Genomic DNA, 23,785 nt, shown 5'->3' with positions numbered 1-23,785 from the left:
TCGTAACACCCTGCAGCACTTGCCCTCATCGCAATACATATATACCGCACGCCAACGACTTCGTTTCCCGACCATGGCCCCCCAGAGTCACTGGCAGGCGAACGCAAAGTGGCGACCTGATCATCTGCCCCTATGCAAACGACTGCTTCAACAATTCAAAGGAGTCATTCAATGCCCAAGCGACCCAAGAAAATTCCGCGCACGCTTCCACCCGGCGAACCAGACACCACCAACGTGCCTGTACCTCCCATTGCCGTGCCGCCTGCACCCGAACCCCGCCCCAGTGTCACTATCCATCACTTACCGGCTGAAACTTCCCCGCGCCCCTCGGTCATCGTCCACCATTTTCCTGAGGGTTCAGCTCTTTCAAGCACCGCAGAGCGGGGAGCTCCGCACTTCAGCGAGAACCGGCAGACAGCCGGCACAAGTACCTCCACGAGAGCGCGCGTGCAACACCCGGTCTTCATCAACGCCGAGTTGGCAAACCAATTGAAGTTACAACCGGCCACCGAAGAAGGCTTTCGATACGACAAGTACAAGAAACCGTATGTCGAAATGCACGGCGGCATGGTCATGGTGAGCGAAACCCCGGATGGCTGGCGACAAACGTATGCCGGAGAATCGACACCGACGGGTGAAAGGGTTGAACGGATCCCGGGCACATTACTTTGGCGTGAAACCGATGTGCAGCGACCCCATCATCAAGCCGTGAGCGATCCAGTGGTCACCGAAACGACCGACGCCCTGCCTGGTCCGGGCAGCCCTGCGCGCCTTGACCAAGACCCTAATATTGCGACTGGCACAAGCGCGCTGGTCGAACATCTTTACTCCCGACAGAGCGTCGCATTGGACCTTTCCGCAGGTCAGTGGAGAAACTGGGGCAAAGCCACAAAACCCGACTCAGGCGAGTCAATAGAAATCGATGGGCAGCACTTCCAGATAGTCGCTCAAGGTTTACGCGCCGATACCCGGCTGGTCTATTTGCAACCCCCCAGAACTTCACTGGACAACTATGACGCTTTCGAAAACATGTTGCGTCATGAACCTTCGCGTCAGCCGAAATGGGCGCTGAAACGCCAGAGCGAATGGAAGGTTCTGGATAACCATCTACCGTTCGAAATGTCCGCCAACCAATATGTTTCCGCCGCTTACAACTATCTGTCGGAACAGTCGGCCAGCAACCTGGCCAGAGCGGTATTCGATCGGGTCTCTTCGCCTGAGGGAATCACCGCTCATGGACTTTCGGCGATGGCACTCACATTTCGGTACTGGCTGGATCGAGTGAATAACGAGTCGCCCATGCACGGTCTGTCGGACCCATTGGTGATGCTGCCAAAACTGCCCACACCACCCGGCCACCGGGCAGGCGTTGAATTGCTCACTTTGCCTGCACACAATTCAGTTGTGCTGCAGCGCCTGGATCTGGATCCGCAACAGTTCCCTCAGGAATGGGCCTCGTACGCAGCGGCGCCGACGCCCGGCAGCCTGCGCGCATTATTGGCGAACGTTCTGCAAAACAACGGTTACAGCGTCAATCCGTCCACGCGCAGGCTCAGCGAAGGCGCATTGGTTTTTCACCGTCCAGACGTTGCCGCCGTATTCGTGTTGAAGCTGCCGCCCATCGCTGGAAATCAGGTCCCTCGCACCACCCCCGCCGGAAGCGAACTTACCGATCCCACCTACCTGGCCAAGCTCAGCGCGGAGCAAAAACAGAAGCTGGACAGCGATCTGAGTCATACCGAAGTCATCTATCTGGTGGGGGGCATACAACATCTTTCCCCCGACAACCCGACGCTCTTCATTGTGAGAGAGGGTTGAGCCATTGCCGAATAGCTGAACGGCTCGTCCGCAGGTTTCTTTGCACAAGCCGCGGCCTGAACACTTCACCTTTCAAATAGCGAGATTCACTTAATGGTCAAACCACCGAAGCGTGTGGCCGGGATTACTACGCCCGATTTACAGGCAAATACCGGGACTCCCAGACTCCCGGGCGTAAGCCAGGCAAGCACAGAACCCACCGCAGGCCTGCCGGGCATCTCTGTGCGCCAACCGTCGGTGCAGGTCAGCGAGATTCCTGCACTTCACTCACAGGCCGAGGCCGTGCTCCGATCAATCACCTGGCCTGCCGATCAAGTCCATCTGCTACAACGTCTGGATCCCGACAGCGGCCTGTTCACCAGTCCGGATGGCAAGTTGTACGCCCATGTCGAAAATGAAGGACATTTGCTGGTCGAGATCCAGCACGATGGCCGTTATCAGATACCCTTCAACTTCGCCCCGCACTTGCCTGGCCCTTTCCTCACCAAGACAGAGCGCCAGTATCTCTGGACGGTCGAACGACCGAACTGGCTGGCGCGCAATTCAGAAAGCGACAGGCGACATGCCGCCGCTGAGAACATCCCAGCAGAACAACCGGTCTACCTGCCCCCCGAAGACGCCGCCCTGCTTACCCCACGCGAGCAAACGCCGAACGGAATCCGCTACGACAGGCATCGCAAAACCTATATCGATACCGCTGAAGGAACCGCCATGGTGCGTAAAAACGCCAACGATGAGTATCAGCACAGCTCCGCGAACGTGCGCGATGCATCTACATTATTGTTCGAAGAGATTCCCGGGACGCGATTGTGGCGCCGCAAAACCGGTTCTGAACCAGAGCGTTCGCTACAGGAAAAACGCAAAGCCTCGACCGATACGCCGGAGCCCGTGGCCGGCCCAAGCAAGCGACTGCATCAGGAAGAAGGGACAGACGCCACCCAGGCGCTGACCGAGAACTTGCTGTCCGCCAATCCCGACGCGATCAATTTGAGTTTCGGGTTATGGCGAAACTGGGGACAGCGTGTCCGCCCACAACAGGGTCAGCATATCGAGATAGACGGGCAGTATTACCGGGTGATGGAACAGGACTTGAGTGCCAACCCGCAAATGGTTTATCTGCAGCATCCGTCGTTCTCACCCGACCTGTATGACGCCTTCGAATTCATGCTGCGGGACTACCCGTCGAGGCAACCCAAGTGGGCGGTTAAACGAAACAACCAATGGACGGTACTGGACGGCGTCGTGCCGTTTGAGATGCCGATTACTCAGTACATCTCCAAAACCTTCAGGTATCTGTCGGATCAATCGGTCAACTCATTAGCCCGAGCCATGTTCAATCAGGCGAACCAATCCGAAATCATCAGGGCCCCCGGCCTGGCGCTGATGAATCTGGTGTTTGGTTACTGGGCCAACAGAGCTCAGCGCAGAGCGCCGCGTCGAGAACTGGCTGACCCGTTACTCATGTTGCGCCCTCTTTCCGGACCGGAACAAACCGTGGCGATTCCGTCCTTGCCGGGCGAAGGCTTGATGCGACTGGATTTTGATCCCGGACGTTTCTCTCGGCACTGGAACGCGTACGCCGCAGCGCCAACTGCTCCCAACTTGCGAAAGCTGTTCAGCCAGCTTCTGGAGGATGACGGTTACGTGATCAACCACTCGATGAGCACACTTGCCGAGAACGAATTGCTCTTTTACCGCGAGAAAATCGATCACGTATTTGTGCTGAAACTGCCTCCTCTTATCAACGGGAGGTTGCAGCGATTTCAGCCTGAGCGCTTTGAACGCAGTGAGGCCGTGTTGCAAACATCCAGCAGCGAACCAAAGCCACTGTCGGCTTACAGCAAAGACCAAAAGATCAGCTACCTGCTAGGTGGAACCCAAACAGATGTTCTGGGGCAAACCACGCTGTTCATTTTCAAAGACCAATGATCGAACAGGGCAGTGAACACAAAAACATGAATCGCTTCGAGACACTTCAATGATCAAACCCCCAAAGCCCACGGGTCTCCCCGCGTCGCCCGATAGCCCAAACATCAACAGTTCCAACACTGGCAATCGCGTACCCATTCCCGGCAGCTCCGGCACTTTTGCGCCGGGTACTCATCAACTGCCGGGCACCTTCACTCCCCATTCGTCTGGCAGCGAAGTCACTGGCTACCCACGTGTTGTGGTGAGTGACATAACGCTCTCGGTGATCACCGAAACCAATGCCAGACTGGCCAAAATTGCCCTGCCGGAATCAGAGATCCATCTGCTGCAGCCGCACGAATCTGTCGATGGGTTTTTCGTGCACCTGGACGGTCAGACGTATGCCCACCTGGAAGAAGGCGGTCATTACCGGGTTGAACTCAACGCCGCCGGTGATTACCAGATTCGCTGGCCCGAGGCACAGGGTGTGACGCCGCCGATTCTGAAAAAAATCGACGGCCAGCCACGTTGGCGAATCGAGGCACCGTGGTACATCGCTCAGTCCAGGCAGAGCAATCTGCCAGTGCACCAACAGTCTGCCGAAACGTCACTAGCGATGTTTCTCCTCGACGCGAATCTGGCAACCCTTCTCCCTGCCGCAAAGGATTTCCCGGACGGTATCCGCCCCGGGCCGCGCAGGAGTATGTATATCGATATCGCCGAAGGAACCGTCCAGGTTAGCAAGAAGGAAGGCGCATACAAACTGGCTTCTTCATCAACGATCAATGTGCCGGATATCACGTTCGAGCAGATTCCGGGACATTTCCTCTGGCGTCGCAAGTTGCCGGCCATTGCCGATACGCAACAAGATCCGCAGCCCGGCAGTTCTCGCGCCCTCACTCAGCCAGAAGAGTCCGGCCCGGGCCCAAGTAAACGCCCTCGACTGCCAGCAGACAGCGATCCTCTTGATCCCATGCCCACCAGTGAACTCTGGAACAGCTGGGGCAGCACGACCCAACCGTTAGCCGGCGACTCCATCGAAATCGATGGCAGGCACTTTGCGATACTGGATCAGCCAGGCCACGCTACTGAGGCGCTTGTCTTCATCAAGCCTCCACAGTTTTCTGCCACGCGTTTCGATGCGTTCGAACAAATGCTGCTGACCACGCCTGAGTTACAACCCAGGGGCGTGGTGAAGCTGGCGGACATGTGGACGGGGCGCGGCGGTGATAAATGGAGAGTTGTACCGGGTTTGCCATTTGCAAAAAGCCTGACGCAAATTGTCAGTGATCAGTTCGCCTACCTTTCTGAACACTCCGCAAACAAAGTTGCACGGGAGATGTTCAATCGGGCCAATCACTCCGATGAAATGACAGGGAAAGGGTTACATGCATTGTTCGATACGTTCAAACACTGGGAGAGTCGCGTCGCTAGCGATAAAAACAGCATCATTCATCAAGACTTGAGCGACCCGTTGATGCTCCTTTCACCACTGCCGACCGACGCAAACGGCAATAGGCATATGCCGTTACCGACCGCTGAAGGTCTGCAGAGAATCGACTTCGATCCAAAACTGTTTTTCGGCTCAAGATATCAATCGGATCGCCCATCCGCGCGATCACTTTTCAAAGATCTTCTTCGCGGACACGGTTACCAGATTCTCCATGATTTTGAATCCAACGTGGGGAATGCCTTATTCATCAGTCGGACGGGTGTCGACCATGCTTTCATCATGTTAATGGACACGTTTCACAACAACATGGTGCAACTACGTGATCCGATGGACTGGCTCAAGAAGAGAGCCATCTACCACAAAATGAGCGAGCACGTCAGAAACAAACTTAAAGAGCATTTGCGCACGGACACGATCATTTTGTTGCTGGGTAATAAAGAGCTCCTCCCGACTCACGACTCCAACCTTGTTGTCACCCGCTACAGCTGAATGACCTGACAATCAACGGTTACCCGTACACACAGCAACGCGCTCCGAAGTTCTCTGGAGCGTACGCCGGCAGACCGACAAAAAATACAATGTCTGGTCCCGAAAAATTTACCCCTCTTTCACCCCAACGCCCGATGCACCGCATCGGGCGACAGACTGAGCGCTTTGCGCGCAGTGAGGCCGTGTTGCAAACATCCAGCAGCGAACCAAAGCCACTGTCGGCTTACAGCAAAGACCAAAAGATCAGCGACCTGCTGGATGCAACACAAACAGAAGTTCTGGGGCAAACCACGCTGTTCATTTTCAAAGACCAATGATCGAACAGGGCAGTGAACACAAAAACATGAATCGCTTAGAGACACTTCAATGATCAAACCCCCAAAGACCACGGGTCTCCCTGCGTCGCCCGATACCCCAAACATCAACAGTTCCAACACTGGCAATCGCAGCGTACCCAATCCCGGCAGCTCCGGCACTTTTGCGCCGGGAACTCATCAACTGCCGGGTATCTCCACTCCCCATTTGTCTGGCAGCGAAGTCATTGGCTACCCACGTGCTGTGGTGAGTGACATAACGGACCTGGTGATCATCGAAGCCAATGCCAGACTGGCCGAAATTGCCCTGCCGGAATCAGAGATCCATCTGCTGCAGCCGCACGAATCTGTCGACGGGTTATTCGTGCACCCGGACAGTCAGACGTATGCCTACCTGGAAGAAGGCGTTCATTACCGGGCTGAACTCAACACCGCCGGTGACTACTATATTCCCTGGCCCGAGGCACCGGGTGTGACGCCGCCGATTCTGAAAAAAATCGGCGGCCAGCCAGTTTGGCGGATCGAGGCACCGTGGTACACGGCTCAGTTCAGGCAGCGCGATCTTGCCGCGCACCAATCTGCCGAAACGTTACAAGCATTTTTTCTCGACCCGACTCTGGCGGCTCTTCTCCCTCCCGCACACGCGTCCCCGGACGGTATCCGCCCCGGGCCGCACGCAAACATCTATATCGATATCGCCGGTGGAACCGTCCTGGTTAGCAAGAACCAAGGCGAATACAAACTGGCTTCTTCGTCAACGAAGATTGTGCCGGATATCACGTTCGAGCAGATTCCGGGACAATTCCTCTGGCGCCGCAAGTTGCAGGCCATTGCCGATACGCAACAAGATCCGCAGCCGGGCAGTTCTCGCGCCCTCACTCAGCCAGAAGGGTCCGGCCCGGGCCCGACTAAACGCCCTCGACTACCGGGAGTACGCCACCCTATCGATCCATTCGTAATCATGCGCACCAATGAACTCTGGAACAACTGGGGCAGCACGACCAAACCGATGGCCGGCGACTCCATCGAAATCGATGGCAGGCACTTTGCGATACTGGATCAGCCAGGCCACGCTACTGACGCGCTTGCCTTCATCAAGCCTCCACAGTTTTCTGCCACGCGTTTCGATGCGTTCGAACAATTGCTGCTGACCACGCCTGAGTTACAACCCAGGCGGGTGGTGAAGCCGGAGGACAGGAGGACGGGGCACGGCAGTAATACATGGAGAATTGTGGAGGGTTGGCCATTTGCAAAAAGCCTGACGCAAATTGTCGGCAATGAGTTCTCCTACCTTTCTGATGCCTGCGCAAACAACGTTGCACGGGAGATGTTCAATCGGGCCAATCACTCCGATGAAATGACGGGGAAAGGGTTATATGCATTGTTCGATACACTCAAGCACTGGAAGAAACGCGTCGCGGGCGATAAAAACAATGTCATTCATCAGGACTTGAGCGACCCGTTGATGCTCCTTTCGCCACTGGTGACCGACGCAGACGGCAATAGGCATATGCCGTTACCGTCCGCTGAAGGTCTACAAAGAATCGACTTCAATCCGAAACTGCTCTACGGCTGGCAACATCAAAGGGGTCGCCAAACAACGCGGACATTTTTCAATGATCTTCTTGGCACACACGGCTACCACATTGCCCATGTTTTCAGAGCCCACCAGGGGAATGCCTTGGTGTTCAAGCGAACGGGGGTTGACCGTGTTTTCATCATGTTCATGGACAAGATTCAAAACAACACTGTTTTTCTCCCTGATCCAATTGCCTGGCTGAAAAAAAGAGTCTTGGTCGACAACATGGACGCCCACATCAAAGATGACCTGATGGAGCATTTGTACACGCACAGAATCATTTTTTTGCTGGGCACCAACGAACCGCTGCCAACTCACCAACACAACCTTATCGTCACTCGACACAGCTGAATGGCCTGACAATCAACCATTAGCCGAACACACGCCTACGCCCTCCGAAGTTATCTGGAACGTACGCGGGCAGACCGACAAAAAATACAATGTCTGGTCCCGAAAAATTTACCCCTCTTTCACCCCAACGCCCGATGCATCGCATCGGGCGTTTTGTATTTCAAGAACAGGTGGGTCGCTCTTGGAGAGCCCCCCCGGACTTGAGTGGTCTGACCGCGCGAGCTGTCGCCAGAAGGCTATTCGAACTTTCGGACTGCTCGCCCTGGCGGACTGCGCAACATCGAGAAGCATTTGCGCCTGGTTCAATACATATATACCGCACCTTCCAGCGATTTTTTCCCGACCATTGTCCCTGCGCAGTCAGTGATCAGGCGCCCGCGCAAAAGCGACCTGAGCCTGCCTCTTCCCATGTACACGACTGGATCACCAATGGCCAAGCCTCCCAAGATAGCTTCGAACACAAAGTTACACGAACCGCCCGCGCCGCCGATCACCCCGCCATTACCGCCACTCGGCAATTTGCCCGGCGAAATCGCAATGACGGCGCGGGGTACGGCGCACGGGTCGACTGAAGCCGGCCCCTCTTCACAGCCTTTTACTCTGCCGGCACAGGAGAGCCACCCTACCGTCACGATTCACCACCGTCCGGCAACATCCGACACGCGCCCCTCTGTCATCGCCCCCCGCTTGCCGACTGCAGCCGACTCGCTTCCCGCCGCTGTTACGCCTGCATCGCACATTGCAAACTGGATAGCCCGGCACTTCGCCACAGGTCATGAGCCAGCGTTCGCCGTGCCGTCCGTCAACGCGCAAATGCAACAGTCATACTTGATCGATGCCGAGCTGGCAGCTCAGCTCAAGAAAACCCCAAGCACGGAAGAAGGTTTTTGGTACGACAAATTCAAAAAGGCGTATGTCGAAATACCGGACGGCATGGTCATGGTGAAAAAACAATTGGGGGGATGGCGGCAGACTCGAGCCGGAGAGGCAACCCCGACCGGTAAATGGGTCGTAAAAAACCCCGATAGCAAAATCTGGCGCGAAATGGATTCTGACGACATTGCCGCACCCGCTTCACCGCAGGCGTCAGCAACCACTGCTGCTGACGCCGGTCCCGGTCCCGCCAAGCGTCCGCGCCTCACCGAAGACAACGCTACGTCATCGGGTTCAAGCGTGGTGATCGACCACATTATTTTTGGCCAACAGTCCGCTCCGCTGGATCTGTCCTCGGCCCATTGGAAAAACTGGGGGAAAACCACAAAACCGGTAACGGGCGAATCGGTAGAAATCGCGGGAATGCACTATCCGATAGTAGAGCAAGTCCTGGCGTCCGATACCGACTACGTTTATCTGCAACATCCGACATTTAAACCCGAGGGTTTCGACGCATTCGAAGACATGCTGCGGCATGACCCCTCGAAGCAGCCGAAATGGGTAACGAAAATCAACGGCCAGTGGGAAGTGGCGGCCAATGTCATGCCCTTCGAGATGTCACCAACGCAGTACGTCTCCAGGTCGGTGAGGCATCTGTCCGAACGTTCGGCAAACAGCCTCGCCAAAGCCGTCAGTGATCGCGTGACCACTCCCCAGGGGATCGGTGCCGATGGACTCACGATCATGTCGCTGACGTTTCGCCACTGGCTGAATCGGACCCAAAAGACACCCTATCGCGATCTTTCAGATCCGCTGCTGATATTGCCCACGTTGACCACCCGGCCCCACGACCAATATGAGGGCGGGATGCTTCATTTGCCTGCGCCCGACTCAACCCCGTTGCAACGTCTGGATTTCGATATCCCGGATACGACCCCGGCAAATTCAGGCATACGTGAACTATTTGAACAGGTGTTGCAAGACAACGGTTACACCATCAATCCGAGGCAGCACCCGTTAGCGAATGGTGAGGACGTATTTATTTTTCACCGCGAGGGTCTCTCTGCCGTCTTCGTATTGAAGTTGCCTGCGCTCACGCAAACAGCTGTGCCTCGCTACACCGTGGCCGGCTCGGAAATGGCTAATCCGCAGTTCAAGAGCACACTCAGCCCAGCGGAAAAACAGGCGCTGGATGAGCAGTTGACCCGTTACGACATCATTTATCTGGTGGGCGGCAAACAACAGATATCCCCTGGCAGTACGACTCTGTTCATTGTCAGGGAAGGGTAAATATGCGCTGACAATTTCACGGGTTTGTTCGCCGGCTTCTGCGGACACCCCCCATTCGAACAACCTTTCATTTCTGACAACGAGATCAAATCAATGGTCAAACCACCTAAACATACGGGAGGAATTCTTCCGTCCGTTTCCCCTTCACCCACCACCGTTCCCGTTGTGGGCGGGATGGCCGGCACCCGTCCGACTCACTTTCCCAGGCCTTATACGTATGCGGGCAAAAATCATACTTTCGTAGACGCGACCGCAGGCCTTTCACAAACGCCCGGGCACCCACCGTCAATGCTGGTCAATAACATACCCGCGCCGTACTCAGTGAATGTTGAGGCCACGCTACGAACAATTGCATGGCCTGCCGATCAGGTTCACCTCTTAAAACGGCTGGATACCGACAACGAACTGTTTGTCAGCCCTGATGGCCAGCTATATGCCCGTGTGGAAAACGCAGGGCATTTGCCGGTCGAGCAACATGGCGATGGCCGCTACCAGATATCTGTGCATTTCATCCCTCATCTGGCTGACACCTTCCTTATCAAAACCGAGCGCCAGCCGGTATGGACATTCGAACGACCGGACTGGCTTGCGCACGACACAGAGAATGAACAGCCCGATACGGCCGCTGTGGTTACTCAAGAGCCGATATACCTGTCGCCCGATGACGCTGCGCTGCTTTCCCCCCGCCACCATTCAACGGACGGAATTCGCTACGACAAACACCGTAAAACCTATATCGATACCGCCCAAGGCACCGTCATGGTGCGCAAAAACGCCGCCGGGCAGTATCAGTACAGCTCCGCCACCGCACGCAATGCATCCGCGTTGCTGTTCAAGCAGATTCCCGGAACACGAATGTGGCAGCACATTACCGCGCAAGCCGACTCTGCAACCGAAAGCTCGCGACCGGAAAACCCCGGACCTGCGCTCCAGGATCCGGACAATCCACCACACCTGAAGAACGGTACAAACGCTACCCGGGCGCTGACCGAGAGCTTGCTGTCAGCCCATCCCGAGGCGATCAACTTGAGTTTCGGGCTGTGGCGAAACTGGGGACAGAGTATCCGGCCGCAGTTGGGCCAGCACATCGAAATAGACGGCCAGTACTATCGCGTGATGCAGCAGGATATGAATGCCGACCCGCGACTGGTTTATCTGCAGCACCCGTTGTTTTCACCTGCCTTGTATGACGCTTTTGAGTACATGCTGCGGGACAACCCGTCGCTGCAGCCAAAATGGGCCGTCAGAAAGAACGATCAGTGGACGGTACTGGACAATGTCGTACCGTTTGAAATGCCGATCACTCAGTACATCGCCCGAGCCTTCAAGTATTTATCGGATCAGTCCGTCAGCGCCCTCGCTCGAGCCATGTTCAATCAGGCGAACCAGTCCGAGATCATCAACGGATCCGGCTTGACGCTCATGAACCAGGTGTTTCGTTTCTGGGCAAACAGGGACTGGTACAGCACTCCGCGAGGAGAACTGGCCGAGCCATTGCTGATGTTGCGCAGCCTCTCCCCCCCGGCGATGGCCGCTTCGCGGAGCGAGGGCTTGATGCGCCTGGACTTTGACCCTGGTCGCTTCTCTCGACACTGGAACGAATACGCCGCAGACAAGACCACGGCCAATTTGCGAAAACTGTTCAGCAGGCTTCTTGAGAATGCCGGTTATGGGGTGATCCATTCGAAAAATCCTCCCGATGAAGACGTGTTGCTGTTCTACCGGGAGAAAATTGATCACGTCTTTGTACTGAAATTCCCGGCTCTCGTCAACGGAAGGCTTCAGCAACTTGAACTTGAAAAGTTTCAATTGAGTGAAGCTCACTGGCAACTACCGATCAGTGATCAAAAACCGCTGTTCGCTTATCAGGAAGAACAGAACATCAGTTTCCTGCAGGGTGGTGTTCAAACCGATATTCAGGGGCAGACCAGCCTGGTTATCACGAAAATCAAATGATCAACGAACGATAACTCAATCTGTCACGAAGAACCGTTTAGAGACACTTATGATCAAACCGAAAAGCACTTCGGGCCGCCCGGTTTCGCCCGAGAAAACTACGCCCCCCAGAACCCACCCTGAGATTGTCACGGGCGGTGCCAGGAATCCCCTTGATCCTGAAGTTTTCAATCCAGACATCAATCGACTCCCTGGCACCTCCACCCCCATCATTGCAGGCAGCGAAAGGGGGGCCGTGCCTCGGATTGTGGTGACTTACATTACTGATCCGCTGATTACGGAAGTCAATGCCAGGCTGGCGGAAATTACCTTGCCCGGGCTACAGGCCCATACATTGAAACCGCATGAAACCGCAGAGGGCTTGTTTACAGCGCCGGACGGCAAGACCTACGCCTATCTGGAAGAAGGCAGTCATTACCAGGTAGAACTCAATGCCGACGGTGTCTATCAGATTCCCTGGCCCGAAGCGCCGGGTGTGAGCCCGCCGGTTCTGAAAAAAATCGAAGGGCTGCCACAGTGGCGCATTGAAGCACCGTGGTACACCGCCCGCGGTGCGCAGGAAAATACCTCCTACGCAAGCGTGCATCCCGGGGAACCCCAAGGGATCTTCCCCCTCCCACCGGAACTGGCAAACACCCTGCCGGCCGCGCACGAATCCGCGGACGGCATTCGCAAAGGGCCACGAGATCAACTCTACGTCGAACTCGCAGAGGGAACGTTCCTGGTTCGCAGAAACGGACAAGGCGAATACAAACTGGCCTCCGAATCCAGAACCAATGTCCCCGACATCACGGTGGAACAGACTCCTGGGCAATTCCTCTGGCGCGTCAAGCGGCTAACCACGGATGTGCAAGCCGATCCACAACCGGGCAGTTCGCGTCCGCTCATTCAAACGGAGGAAATCGGTCCCGGGCCAAGTAAACGCGCTCGCCCCTCTGAAGACCCCAGGCTTGCCGATCCGCTCATTCCTGCACGTCCCTCAGAGGTCTGGAAAAGCTGGGGCAGCCCGACGAAACCGGTAAAGGGCGACGCCGTCTACATCGACGGTTTGTACATAGGCATTCTCAGCCAGCCAACGCATGCCACTGACACTCTGGCCTACATCAAGCATCCGTTTTTTTCCGCCCCACGTTTCGAAGCTTTCGAATACATACTGCTGACCACCCCTAATCTGCAACCCAGAGTGGCGGTAAGGTCAGAGGGTCAGTGGGCGAACCGCGGTGTTGGCACTTGGGCAGTTCTGGACGGCGTGCCATTTGAAAAAAGCCTGACCCAGTACGTCAGTGACCAGTTTGGTTATCTTTCCCATGATTCCGCCAAAAAAGTTGCACGAGAGATGTTCCAACGAGCCAATGAATATTCGGAACTTTCGAGCGCCGGGGTGCAATCATTGTCCGAAACGTTCAGATTCTGGAAGAATCGCCCCACATACCCGAGTAACAGGATGACCCCGTATCAAGGTCTGAGTGATCCATTGATGCTCCTCGCCACACTCCCGAAAGACGTGTCCGGCACCACGCCTATACCCCTGTCGCACACGGAAGGCCTGCAACGAATCGACATTGACCCGAACGTATTCCACCTCTGGCAGTCCGGGAACCAGAATCAATCCAATCGCGATCTGTACAGAGATATCCTGCGCAGTAGCGGCTACCAGGTTTCCAGCACCTTTCGTAATCATGCAGCAGATGCCTTGCTGATCCAGCAATATGGAGTTGACAGCGTTTTCATTCTGTTCACGAGCTGGCGTTACGGTAATTTGCCTTCGGATTCCCCGGTTAACTGGTTAACGAAAGATGCACTGAAAAACAGAATACGGCCTGAGGACAAACAAATCCTTGAACGTCACCTCGTAGCAAATAAGATCATTTATCTAGCGGGAACCGGCACCACTGGCTTATTGGGGGAAAAGACTCTGTTCATCAGCAGAATTGAATAACTCTGTGCCAGGCAGACTAAAGAGAACCAGAAAAACAAACTCGTCCGATCCGAAACACCAAGGGGACTCCGTCCCCTCACTCAACTTGTTTATCTACGAAAAATAAACATCGCCTTGCGAACAAGGAAGTACGCATGCCCGTCCCTGAAGCCATTGATCATTTAATTACACAAGAAAACTCTGTCGAAGTGTCCGATATCGGCATGCATGCCAATGAGCGTACTTCTTCTACGCTCGATTACGAGCCGGAACGCAATAAAGATCCCGAACACTCGAAGCCTGAAAGCGGACGACGCAAACCCGGCCAGCTCAAGATGCTCGACGACCTGTATGGCCCTTTTAAAATCGGCCCTTACACCATTACTCGCCGGGGCCTCGATGCCTTGGGCGCGACCATTGACGGCTTGCCCCTGACCGGTAACAACACGCATTTTCGAACACCCGGTCGATCATTCATAAACGCCTTGCAGCTCAGTTATCCGGAAATTGAAAAGCGTATGAAAGTATCGACGTTCGGGGATGATTATCTGTTGCCCTCGCTATTGTTCGAATTGTCCAGCGTACGCCCTCCTTCCGCCCCACCGGTCATCAGAGATGAAGCAGGTGGCAACGTGGACGAAAGCGGCTACCGCAAGAAAATGTGCCAACTCCTGAATCTGGCACAAAAGCTTGACTTGCGTCCGGGTTATTCATCAAAGCAGAGCAACCCGAGTTGGCTGGCGATCAAGAGTTTCTCCACCGTCGGCGCCAGCGTTGGTATTCAGTCGTTCGGAATCTTGATGGGCATACGGGGGATTTACGATGCCGTAAAAAAAAATGACCGGGATGAGATCATTTTCAACAGCATTGGTATCGGCACAGAAGTCGGCTCGATCATCACTGATGTGGTCGTCACGAAAGTGGGGCAACGCATGATCGAGGCGAGTAGTGGTGCCTTGAAGGACTTTGCCAAAACCAGCGCCGGGATCAAGTTAAGCCGCTCAGGAGGGTTAATCGGCGGCGCACTGACATTACCGTTCGATATTTACAGCGCCTACAGGGAGTTCAGCGCAGCCAGTAATAAAACCGGTAAAGAAGCGATGGATCATTACGTCAGCGGCGGCTTGAACATCGCCAGTGCGGCCATGACCGTCATACTGGGCGCCGCCGCGATGGCAGGTTTTTCGGCCGCTGGCCCGGTCGGGCTGGCGGCCGGAGCAATCATGGCAATCGGCTCGCAGGTCTACGGGGCAGTCCGCATGGTCGATGAAATCGACGATTACATTGAACTGACCCTTGAAGAACGTTGGCGCACCGGCTGGTTCTCGTTTGTCTTCTTCCTGGATATCGATCAAGACATCAAGAATCGCTATGAACTGGCCAAAGCCAAAATCGAAACAGCCAAACGACTGCAAAAGACTGCCAGAACCCTTCTCGACGAAACGCATAAAGACACCACCGAGGCTGTCGTTCACGGGCGTTATGAACATCGAATGAATAAAAGAAGAGAGCCGGCAACGCATTGGTCGGGCGTGAAAATCAACCCCATCGTTTATGTGCCCGAGATGGTTTCAATTGACGACACGATCGACGCTGGAGAAGGCGTTACTGCGCAGACGCCGGGTGCCGTGCTCGGCATCCCGGGTGAAAACAAAGGCGTGATATGGATGATCGGCGACGGGAACGATTCGATTGTCGGGGTCAGGAAAAAACCCAACACGTTTTATTCAGGCAGGGGAACGAAAATCCTCAGCGGAGGCGACAAGGATGACAAGTTCGTTGCCCAATATGCGGCGGGGCTGATTCAGGAATACTACCTGGAGAGTGGAATTTCCACGCTCAAGGGAGGTGACGGCAGTGATACCCTGGTAATGGATGGCAAGCAGATTTATCCCGCCGAAAACCGCAAATACAGCATCGATCTGGCAGCCGGAACAGTTGAAATCCTGTCTACGAAAAAGTCGTACAGCGACAAGAAATACATCCACAAGACTGAATTGGAAAGTATCGAGAATGTTTACACGCTGTCGGGCGGCTCGACTATCGTCACAGGCACGGCTGACTCCAACATCATCATGTCAAGGGGGCGTGACACGATCAATGCCGGCGCGGGTGACGACACTATTTATCTACTGAAAGACTGTACAAAAGCATTCGGCGGACCAGGAAAAGACTTTTATCACGTCGCTTTACCCGAAGGCTGGGTCTGTATTACAGAAGACGGTATTGACGAAAGTCAAATATCCCTGGGCTGGCGCCGCGATCATATCTTGGGCTGGAAAATAATACGCAACGCCCTGGCCCTGACGTTGGAGTTTGACTTTCACTACGGCCGTAGAAGCACCCTCTACATAGAAGACGTGTATAAGAAAGTCGATGGCCAGCGACAACTGATCAACAACAAACTGACCTTTGTCACCCGCGACGGTTACCATTTAAGGCCCGACCTGCCCGAAACAATAGAACTCGAAGGCGATACCGAAATAACAGCTGAAAGCCTCAAAGACGGTTATCCGGAGAGAACCGTGTTTCTTCACGAGTCCGTATGCAAGGTCCCCACCCTGCAGAACACCAACTACTATGTTCAACGACACAATAAACATACCCAGTTCATCACAGGCAGTGACCCGGATTCGTTCTATGGCACGCGCATTTTCCTCGACTTCGACAGTCATGAACTGACGAGCGCGCACGTAGCCTTTGCCACCACCCCATCATCCGAAACCAACAAGTTCGCAAAAGAAGGCAGAATCAACATTTCCTGTGACTTTCTTTTCTACTTTGGCGAGCATCTTTTACATATTGTCGGGTATGGACAATGTCTGGAGACCACGCTTGAGCTGGCCCTCCCGGAAATCATGGACAATACGTGCACCCATGGCTACATGCTGGTTTTCAGGGACAAGAAGTCGCATACCCTTATCCTTGAAAGCGAGTATGCCAAGCCACCAGCACATTACAAACACAGCAATAGCGCGAGCACCCTCACCAGTCACGACCTGCGTTTTCCTCTGCGTATGCACCACAAGGCAACTTTCGAGCTTCCGGAATCAAGCGCGTTCAAACTTGATCATGTTCCATCGTGCGTGAACTTGAAATCCGTGGACGCCTTGGTCGCCATCGACAACATCGAAGGCGCAGGGGCAACTTATCTTGTGCATTTACGAGAACACCGGGTTTTGCGTATCTCCACGCCCGGCGGCCTGCAAAGTGCTGCGATCAGGTTGAATAATTCCTCTACCTGGGAGCTGGACGCGACGAAAATCGGAAAATTCAAAGTCATATTAAAAGACAACCAACTGCACATTGGAACCGTCACCATTCACCTGCCGGATTACGGCCCGGAAGATCTTGTTGATCAGATCTTCGTGATTGGACCGAAAGGCGTTGTACACACCGTTGATCTGACCTTTGAGAGCGTTCGTATCGATAGCCTGGATGCAAGATACTTTGAGCCCCTCACGGGATCGCAACTGCCCGAGGAACTCGTACCCTTCGCGCGCCTGCAATTGCGGGCAAGAAATGCCTTCATGAAAAACGGTAGCAGGGGAACGTTAAGGTACAGCCTGCAAGATCGTAAATGGATGCTTGCTGAAGCAGGAAATTCCCGAGAAGTCAGCTATTCCGATCTGCATGTTGCGGGTCGCTGTAAACATCAGTTCGCTAATGTGCCAAACGCTGAACTATCGGACGAATAATTGTAAGCAGAACGTTGACCGTTGCGTTTCAGCAGTTTTCTGAAACGCAACCAACTCGCTGCTTTCAAGATATATATATATATATATACCGCACTCAAGAACATCCTATCGGGGAGCATTGTCAGGCCAATCTCTCTAACGGATTACAATCATGGTAAAGACCTCAACAAAAACTGCAGCGGCCGGTACAGTCAAACCCACGCCAACATCAGGCCGCGAACCGGTTCCAGGGTTCTCTGCGCGTAGTCCTGCCAACAGCGCCGACTCGCATTTTTCGGTCGCCCATCCGGCTTCTGACCTGCACACACAGCCGCTCCCACAATTCGACCTCTCCCGCCTCTTGACTGTACAAAAGCACGAAATGACCGGTCAGGTTGGCAACGTGAATGCGTCGTGGCCTGAAGCGCTTTCACCGCAGCAGTTGGCTGCGCTTTCAGACGCGCCTTATTCCCTGGACGGCATTCGTTACGACAATCGGAGAAGACCCTATATCGACTTGCTGGAAGGCACCTTCCTGGCGCGCAAGGATGGCCGCTATGGCTACAGGATTTCTACCCCGAGCATGACTTACGGCATTCCCGTTGAGCGCATACCCGGAACTAACCGCTGGCAAAAGAAACCGGGCTTTATGATTGACGTCGAGTGGCTGGGTTGGGGGTCTTACATGAAACCACCGCGAGATGACGCTATTGAAATCGCGGATCTTTACTATGCAATCGTTCCGCAAGCCTTGAACAGCAGTACCACCCACGTCTACTTGAAACATCCGGATTTTGTTCCGGGTAGCTATGAGGCATTCGAGCATATGTTGCGTAGCGCCCCCAATCGGCAACCCCGGCTGGCAGAAAGGAGCCATGGGGACTGGAAGATTTCCCAGACGCTTCAATACCAACAGACGCTGGTTGAAAAAGTAGCGAGTTGCTTTCCATACATGAGTGATAAAACCTTGACCCAACTGGCGCGCGCCGCCTTCAATTGGGCCAATGAATTAGTGCCCACTGTGACGGGAGAGGGCCTGTGGAGGCTGAATGAAACCCTTCATGCCTGGGCGAACAGAACCGTGCCCCGTTCTGTTCCACCTCGCCTCGCCGACCCCTTGATGTTACTGCCCGAGTTGGCATCACGACTGTATGTGGATCTGTCCGGACGCACGATATCGCTTCCTTCGCCCCGCTCTCCCGAGTTCCTGCGGATTGATTTTGATATTCACAAACTCGAAAAAGGGCTCTATGGGCTAAATGGCCCGGAATTCAGCTTGCGCAACATATTCGCCGATATTCTGGAGGACTACGGCTATCACGTTGATCGTGACAACAGGATGCTCAGCGAGGACGCTTTGCTGTTTCAACGGTCGAACATGGACACTGTTTTTGTACTGAGGCTGCCCGTCCACGATGAAAGCGTCAGCCTGGAACGTCCTTTCGAACTCACTCCGCAACTGCGCGATCCGGTATTCAGGGCAAAGATCGCGAAGTCGCGCTGGATGCACATGCTCACCCCAGGCATGACAGTCCATCTGGCAGGGGGTAAACAACAGGTTTCCCCCGATAGCTTCACCCTGTTCATTGTCAGGGAAGGTTGAATACACCATCCGGAATCTCTGCGCCCGATATTCGCCCAAGTATCGCAAGCACAGCCCCCCCGACTTCCGAGTGAAAGCCAGGCAACCACAGCATTTCCCCCGGCGCGCAAGACGCCGCCAAACCCCTCTGTTCATTTTCAAAGACCAATGATCGAACAGGGCAGTGAGCACGAAAACATGAATCGCTTCGAGACACTTCAATGATCAAAACCCCAAAGCCCACGGGTCACTCTGCGTCGCCTGATACCCCAAACATCAACACTACCAACACTGGCAATCGCAGCGTACCCATTCCCGGCAGCTCCGGCGCTTTTGCGCCGGGTACTCATCAACTGCCGGGCACCTTCACTCCCCATTCGTCTGGCAGCGAAGTCACTGGCTACCCAGGTGTTGTGGTGAGTGACATAACGCTCTCGGTGATCACCGAAACCAATGCCAGACTGGCCGACATTGCCCTGCCGGAATCAGAGATCCATCTGCTGCAGCCGCACGAATCTGTCGACGGGTTTTTCGTGCACCTGGACGGTCAGACGTATGCCCACCTGGAAGAAGGCGTTCATTACCGGGTGAAACTCAACGCCGCCGGTGATTACCAGATTCCCTGGCCCGAGGCACAGGGTGTGACGCCGCCGATTCTGAAAAAAATCGACGGCCAGCCACGTTGGCGAATCGAGGCACCGTGGTACATGGCTCAGTCCAGGCAGAGTAATCTGCCAGTGCACCAACAGTCTGCCGAAACGTCACTAGCGATGTTTCTCCTCGACGCGAATCTGGCAACCCTTCTCCCTGCCGCAAAGGATTTCCCGGACGGTATCCGCCCCGGGCCGCGCAGGAGTATGTATATCGATATCGCCGAAGGAACCGTCCAGGTTAGCAAGAAGGAAGGCGCATACAAACTGGCTTCTTCATCAACGAATATTGTGCCGGATATCACGTTCGAGCAGATTCCGGGACACTTCCTCTGGCGCCGCAAGTTGCCGGCCATTGCCGATACGCAACAAGATCCGCAGCCCGGCAGTTCTCGCGCCCTCACTCAGCCAGAAGAGTTCGGCCCGGGCCCAAGTAAACACCCTCGACTGCAAGGAGACAGCGACCCTCTTGATCCCATGCCCACCAGTGAACTCTGGAACAGCTGGGGCAGCACGACCCAACCGTTAGTCGGCGACTCCATCGAAATCGACGGCAGGCACTTTGCGATACTGGATCAGCCAGGCCACGCTACTGAGGCGCTTGTCTTCATCAAGCCTCCACAGTTTTCTGCCACTCGTTTCGATGCATTTGAACAAATGCTGCTGACCACGCCTGAGTTACAACCCAGGCGGGTGATGAAGCTGGCGGACAGGAGGACGGGGCTCGGCAGTGATACATGGAGAATTGTGGAGGGTTTGCCATTTGCAAAAAGCCTGACGCAAATTGTCAGCAATGAGTTCTCCTACCTTTCTGCTCACTCCGCAAACAAGGTTGCACGGGAGATGTTCAATCGGGCCAATGACTCCGATGAAATGACAGGGCCCGGAATCAATGCATTGTTCGAGACAATGAAGTACTGGGAGAATCGCTTCGGGGGCGATAACAGACACATTCGTCAGGACTTGATCGACCCGCTGATGCTCCTTTCGCCACTGCCGACCGACGCAAACGGCAATAGGCCTATGCCGTTACCGTCCGCTGAAGGTCTACAAAGAATCGACTTCAATCCGAATCTGTTATCCGGCTCGCAATATCAAAGTCATCGGCAAACCACGCGAATACTTTTCAAAGATCTTCTTGGCGCAAACGGCTACCAGATTCTCCATAATTTTGGCGTCATCCAGGGCAATGCCCTGTTGATCAGCCGGACGGGTGTCGACCATGTTTTCATCATGTTCATGGACAAGGTTCCAAACTACGTTGTGCGTCTCTTTAATCCGATTACCTGGCTCGAAAAAATAATATCCGGCAACAAAAAGTCCCCCCAAAACAGAATGGACACCGACGTCAAAGAAAACCTCAGAGAGCATTTGCGCACGAACAGAATCATTTTTTTGCTGGGCACCAACGAACCTCTGCTGACTCACGAACCCAACCTTATCGTCACTCGACACAGCTGAACGAGCTGTCAATCAACGATTACCCGCCCCGCACAGCAACGCGCTCCAATGCTCTCCGGAGCGTACGCGGGCAGATCGACAAAAATGCAGGCATAAAAAAGCCCGCAGTGTGAGCGGGCGAAAGACCAAAGAAGCTATATGCGCAGTCGCTTCCCGGTGGGGGCAGCTGCTTGGGGGTCAGCTGCCCCGGTACGTGGAATAGCTGTACGGCGAAATCAGCAATGGCACATGGTAGTGATCCTGTTCGGCGGAGATGCCGAAGCGCAGCACAACCACGTCGAGGAATGCCGGCTCCGGCAACTGAACGCCACGGGCGCGGTAGTAATCGCCCGCATGGAACTGAACCTGATAAACGCCGGTACGATAGTCATCGCCCTGCAGCAGCGGCGCATCGACCCGGCCATCGCTGTTGGTTACAGCACTGGCGACCAATTCCAGTTGCGAACCTTCAACGCGGTACAGCTCGACCTTGATCGAACTGCCCGGGCAACCGTGTGCAGCGTCCAAAACGTGTGTTGTCAAACGTCCCATTGATTCTGCGCGCCTGCCTGCAAGGAGCAGTCAGACTTCGCGCCTCCCGAAGTCAGTTGAAAAGGAGACCGCACCGATTCGGAGCACGAAAAGTTGCGGCGAGCGACTGATTAAGACACTTTTCAAAAAAATTGTACACAATAAAAACGACATTTTTCACATCACCCCCGCCATTCGGGGGGTTCCTCGTGTTCTGCCAGCAACACGCCTATTCATTGAACCTCCTATCCATTAGCTGACTGGTCAGGCAGGTTTCTTGCAGGCTTACGCCAATAGCAGCAAAAGATGACAGTCGGTGAAAAATGCGAAAATTCAGGCTTACAAATTGCGAATAAAGTTGTATACAATCAGCCCATCGCTGTGACGCCAGCCTGCCAGGCCGCCACACAAATCTGTCAACGAACAAGAAGGAAGACTGCAGTGAGCGCTGACTACCCACGCGACCTGATCGGTTACGGCAGTAACCCTCCTCACCCACACTGGCCGGGCAATGCCCGCATCGCCCTGTCGTTCGTGCTCAATTACGAAGAAGGCGGCGAGCGCAATATTCTGCACGGCGACAAAGAATCCGAAGCCTTCCTGTCTGAAATGGTTGCCGCCCAGCCGCTGCAAGGCGCGCGCAACATGAGCATGGAATCCCTTTACGAGTATGGCAGCCGTGCCGGCGTCTGGCGGATTCTGAAACTGTTCAAGGAATTCGACATTCCGCTGACCATCTTCGCCGTCGCCATGGCCGCTCAGCGCCACCCGGACGTGATCCGCGCGATGGTCGATGCCGGCCACGAAATCTGCAGCCACGGCTACCGCTGGATCGACTACCAGTACATGGACGAAGCGCAGGAACGCGAGCACATGCTCGAAGCGATCCGCATCCTTACCGAAATCACCGGCGAGCGCCCACTGGGCTGGTACACCGGCCGCACCGGGCCGAACACCCGTCGTCTGGTCATGGAAGAAGGTGGTTTCCTCTACGACTGCGACACCTACGACGACGACCTGCCCTACTGGGAACCGAACAACCCGACCGGCAAGCCGCATCTGGTGATCCCGTACACCCTCGACACCAACGACATGCGCTTCACCCAGGTGCAGGGTTTCAACAAGGGTGACGATTTCTTCGAATACCTCAAAGACGCGTTCGACGTGCTTTACGCCGAAGGTGCCGAAGCGCCGAAGATGCTTTCGATCGGTCTGCACTGCCGCCTGATCGGCCGTCCGGGTCGCATCGCGTCGCTCAAACGCTTTATCGAATACGCCAAAAGTCATGAACAGGTGTGGTTCAGCCGTCGCGTCGACATCGCGCGTCACTGGCACGAAACCCAGCCGTACCAAGGGGCCGCCAAATGAGCCGCTTTCAAACCCTGCAACCGTCGAGCCTGAGCCGCGACGCTTTCGTCAACGCCTTCGCCGACATCTACGAACATTCGCCATGGGTTGCCGAGAAGGCCTACGATTTGGGCGCGGACGCGTCGATCGACGAGATCGAAACCCTGCACCAGCGCATGAGCGACATCCTGTTGAGCGCCGATCACGCCAGTCAGTTGGCCCTGATCAACGCTCACCCGGACCTGGCCGGCAAAGCTGCCGTCCAGGGCCAACTGACCGAAGCCAGCACCAATGAACAGGCTGGCGCCGGTATACACCAATGCACGGCCGAAGAGTTCCAGCGCTTCACCGAGCTGAACGACGCCTACAAAGCCAAGTTCAAGTTTCCCTTCATCATGGCGGTAAAAGGCAGCAACCGGCATCAGATCCTCGCGGCGTTCGAAACGCGCATTCACAACTCGCAAGACACCGAGTTCAAGTGCGCGCTGGCGGAGATCAACAAGATCGCCCTGTTCCGTTTACTGACCCTATAGCGAGCCTGACCCGAGTACATCAAACGCGGAGAGTACCCAGGGTCTTGCAAGCATCCCCAGCCACTTATTTAAAGGC

Annotated in this window: 14 protein-coding genes; 13 read left to right on the top strand and 1 reads right to left on the bottom strand. The window is 54.9% G+C overall.

All coding sequences use genetic code 11. The annotated features are described in order from the left end of the window. The first annotated feature begins 171 nt into the window (after window positions 1-171). From RMV17_RS08850 to RMV17_RS08800, 11 genes are all read left to right on the top strand, one after another. Window positions 172-1,818, top strand: a complete 1,647-nt coding sequence (locus RMV17_RS08850) for a hypothetical protein (protein WP_311886285.1) — start codon at window positions 172-174, stop codon at window positions 1,816-1,818. Between the two features lie 93 nt (window positions 1,819-1,911). Then, window positions 1,912-3,747 (top strand): hypothetical protein, encoded by a 1,836-nt coding sequence (locus tag RMV17_RS08845; RefSeq protein WP_311886284.1) that lies wholly within the window; start codon window positions 1,912-1,914, stop codon window positions 3,745-3,747. Window positions 3,748-3,796: 49 nt separating this feature from the next. Continuing rightward, window positions 3,797-5,668, top strand: coding sequence for a hypothetical protein (locus tag RMV17_RS08840; RefSeq protein ID WP_311886283.1), 1,872 nt, complete (start codon window positions 3,797-3,799; stop codon window positions 5,666-5,668). 89 nt (window positions 5,669-5,757) lie between these two features. Then, window positions 5,758-5,985: a hypothetical protein gene (locus tag RMV17_RS08835; protein ID WP_311886282.1), complete on the top strand. Its 228-nt coding sequence runs from the start codon at window positions 5,758-5,760 to the stop codon at window positions 5,983-5,985. 49 nt (window positions 5,986-6,034) lie between these two features. Then, entirely contained in the window at window positions 6,035-7,912 is a 1,878-nt protein-coding gene (locus tag RMV17_RS08830) for a hypothetical protein (protein ID WP_311886281.1), read from the top strand. Between the two features lie 429 nt (window positions 7,913-8,341). After that, the gene (locus tag RMV17_RS08825; protein ID WP_311886280.1) at window positions 8,342-10,075 is read left to right on the top strand and encodes a hypothetical protein; all 1,734 of its coding nucleotides are present in this window, start codon (window positions 8,342-8,344) and stop codon (window positions 10,073-10,075) included. 93 nt (window positions 10,076-10,168) lie between these two features. Continuing rightward, a complete protein-coding gene (locus RMV17_RS08820; protein WP_311886279.1) occupies window positions 10,169-12,031 on the top strand; it encodes a hypothetical protein in 1,863 nt (620 codons plus the stop codon). Window positions 12,032-12,080: 49 nt separating this feature from the next. Further along, entirely contained in the window at window positions 12,081-13,970 is a 1,890-nt protein-coding gene (locus RMV17_RS08815; RefSeq protein ID WP_311886278.1) for a hypothetical protein, read from the top strand. Between the two features lie 134 nt (window positions 13,971-14,104). Next, window positions 14,105-17,647, top strand: a complete 3,543-nt coding sequence (locus RMV17_RS08810) for a calcium-binding protein (RefSeq protein WP_311886277.1) — start codon at window positions 14,105-14,107, stop codon at window positions 17,645-17,647. 151 nt (window positions 17,648-17,798) lie between these two features. Then, complete coding sequence (locus tag RMV17_RS08805; protein ID WP_311886276.1) at window positions 17,799-19,229, top strand: hypothetical protein; 1,431 nt, start codon at window positions 17,799-17,801, stop codon at window positions 19,227-19,229. Window positions 19,230-19,429: 200 nt separating this feature from the next. Further along, complete coding sequence (locus RMV17_RS08800) at window positions 19,430-21,319, top strand: hypothetical protein (RefSeq protein WP_311886275.1); 1,890 nt, start codon at window positions 19,430-19,432, stop codon at window positions 21,317-21,319. Window positions 21,320-21,496: 177 nt separating this feature from the next. Here RMV17_RS08800 and uraH read toward each other — a convergent pair whose 3' ends face one another. Next, window positions 21,497-21,850: a hydroxyisourate hydrolase gene (uraH, locus tag RMV17_RS08795; protein WP_008080901.1), complete on the bottom strand. Its 354-nt coding sequence runs from the start codon at window positions 21,848-21,850 to the stop codon at window positions 21,497-21,499. A gap of 420 nt (window positions 21,851-22,270) precedes the next feature. Between uraH and puuE the strand changes: the two genes are divergently transcribed. Both puuE and uraD read left to right on the top strand, forming a co-directional pair. Further along, on the top strand, window positions 22,271-23,197 hold the full coding sequence (gene puuE, locus RMV17_RS08790; protein ID WP_034151757.1) for an allantoinase PuuE: 927 nt from the start codon (window positions 22,271-22,273) through the stop codon (window positions 23,195-23,197). Further along, on the top strand, window positions 23,194-23,709 hold the full coding sequence (gene uraD / locus RMV17_RS08785; RefSeq protein ID WP_034151758.1) for a 2-oxo-4-hydroxy-4-carboxy-5-ureidoimidazoline decarboxylase: 516 nt from the start codon (window positions 23,194-23,196) through the stop codon (window positions 23,707-23,709). Before puuE ends, uraD begins: the two co-directional genes overlap by 4 nt. Window positions 23,710-23,785: the final 76 nt, after the last annotated feature.

The organism is Pseudomonas sp. VD-NE ins (assembly GCF_031882575.1).
Lineage (GTDB): Bacteria > Pseudomonadota > Gammaproteobacteria > Pseudomonadales > Pseudomonadaceae > Aquipseudomonas > Aquipseudomonas fluorescens_BZ.
The sequence above is the reverse complement of the archived record's forward strand: the minus strand, read 5'-3'. Positions and strand labels throughout refer to the sequence as shown.

What these genes read in the sequence shown, in the direction of transcription:
- RMV17_RS08820 (WP_311886279.1), top strand. Translation starts at nt 10,169, where the DNA reads ATGGTCAAACCACCTAAACATACGGGAGGAATTCTTCCGTCCGTTTCC.
- RMV17_RS08805 (WP_311886276.1), top strand. Translation starts at nt 17,799, where the DNA reads ATGGTAAAGACCTCAACAAAAACTGCAGCGGCCGGTACAGTCAAACCC.
- uraD (WP_034151758.1), top strand. Translation starts at nt 23,194, where the DNA reads ATGAGCCGCTTTCAAACCCTGCAACCGTCGAGCCTGAGCCGCGACGCT.
- RMV17_RS08800 (WP_311886275.1), top strand. Translation starts at nt 19,430, where the DNA reads ATGATCAAAACCCCAAAGCCCACGGGTCACTCTGCGTCGCCTGATACC.
- RMV17_RS08835 (WP_311886282.1), top strand. Translation starts at nt 5,758, where the DNA reads ATGTCTGGTCCCGAAAAATTTACCCCTCTTTCACCCCAACGCCCGATG.
- RMV17_RS08810 (WP_311886277.1), top strand. Translation starts at nt 14,105, where the DNA reads ATGCCCGTCCCTGAAGCCATTGATCATTTAATTACACAAGAAAACTCT.
- uraH (WP_008080901.1), bottom strand. Translation starts at nt 21,850, where the DNA reads ATGGGACGTTTGACAACACACGTTTTGGACGCTGCACACGGTTGCCCG.
- RMV17_RS08845 (WP_311886284.1), top strand. Translation starts at nt 1,912, where the DNA reads ATGGTCAAACCACCGAAGCGTGTGGCCGGGATTACTACGCCCGATTTA.
- RMV17_RS08825 (WP_311886280.1), top strand. Translation starts at nt 8,342, where the DNA reads ATGGCCAAGCCTCCCAAGATAGCTTCGAACACAAAGTTACACGAACCG.
- RMV17_RS08830 (WP_311886281.1), top strand. Translation starts at nt 6,035, where the DNA reads ATGATCAAACCCCCAAAGACCACGGGTCTCCCTGCGTCGCCCGATACC.
- RMV17_RS08840 (WP_311886283.1), top strand. Translation starts at nt 3,797, where the DNA reads ATGATCAAACCCCCAAAGCCCACGGGTCTCCCCGCGTCGCCCGATAGC.
- RMV17_RS08850 (WP_311886285.1), top strand. Translation starts at nt 172, where the DNA reads ATGCCCAAGCGACCCAAGAAAATTCCGCGCACGCTTCCACCCGGCGAA.
- RMV17_RS08815 (WP_311886278.1), top strand. Translation starts at nt 12,081, where the DNA reads ATGATCAAACCGAAAAGCACTTCGGGCCGCCCGGTTTCGCCCGAGAAA.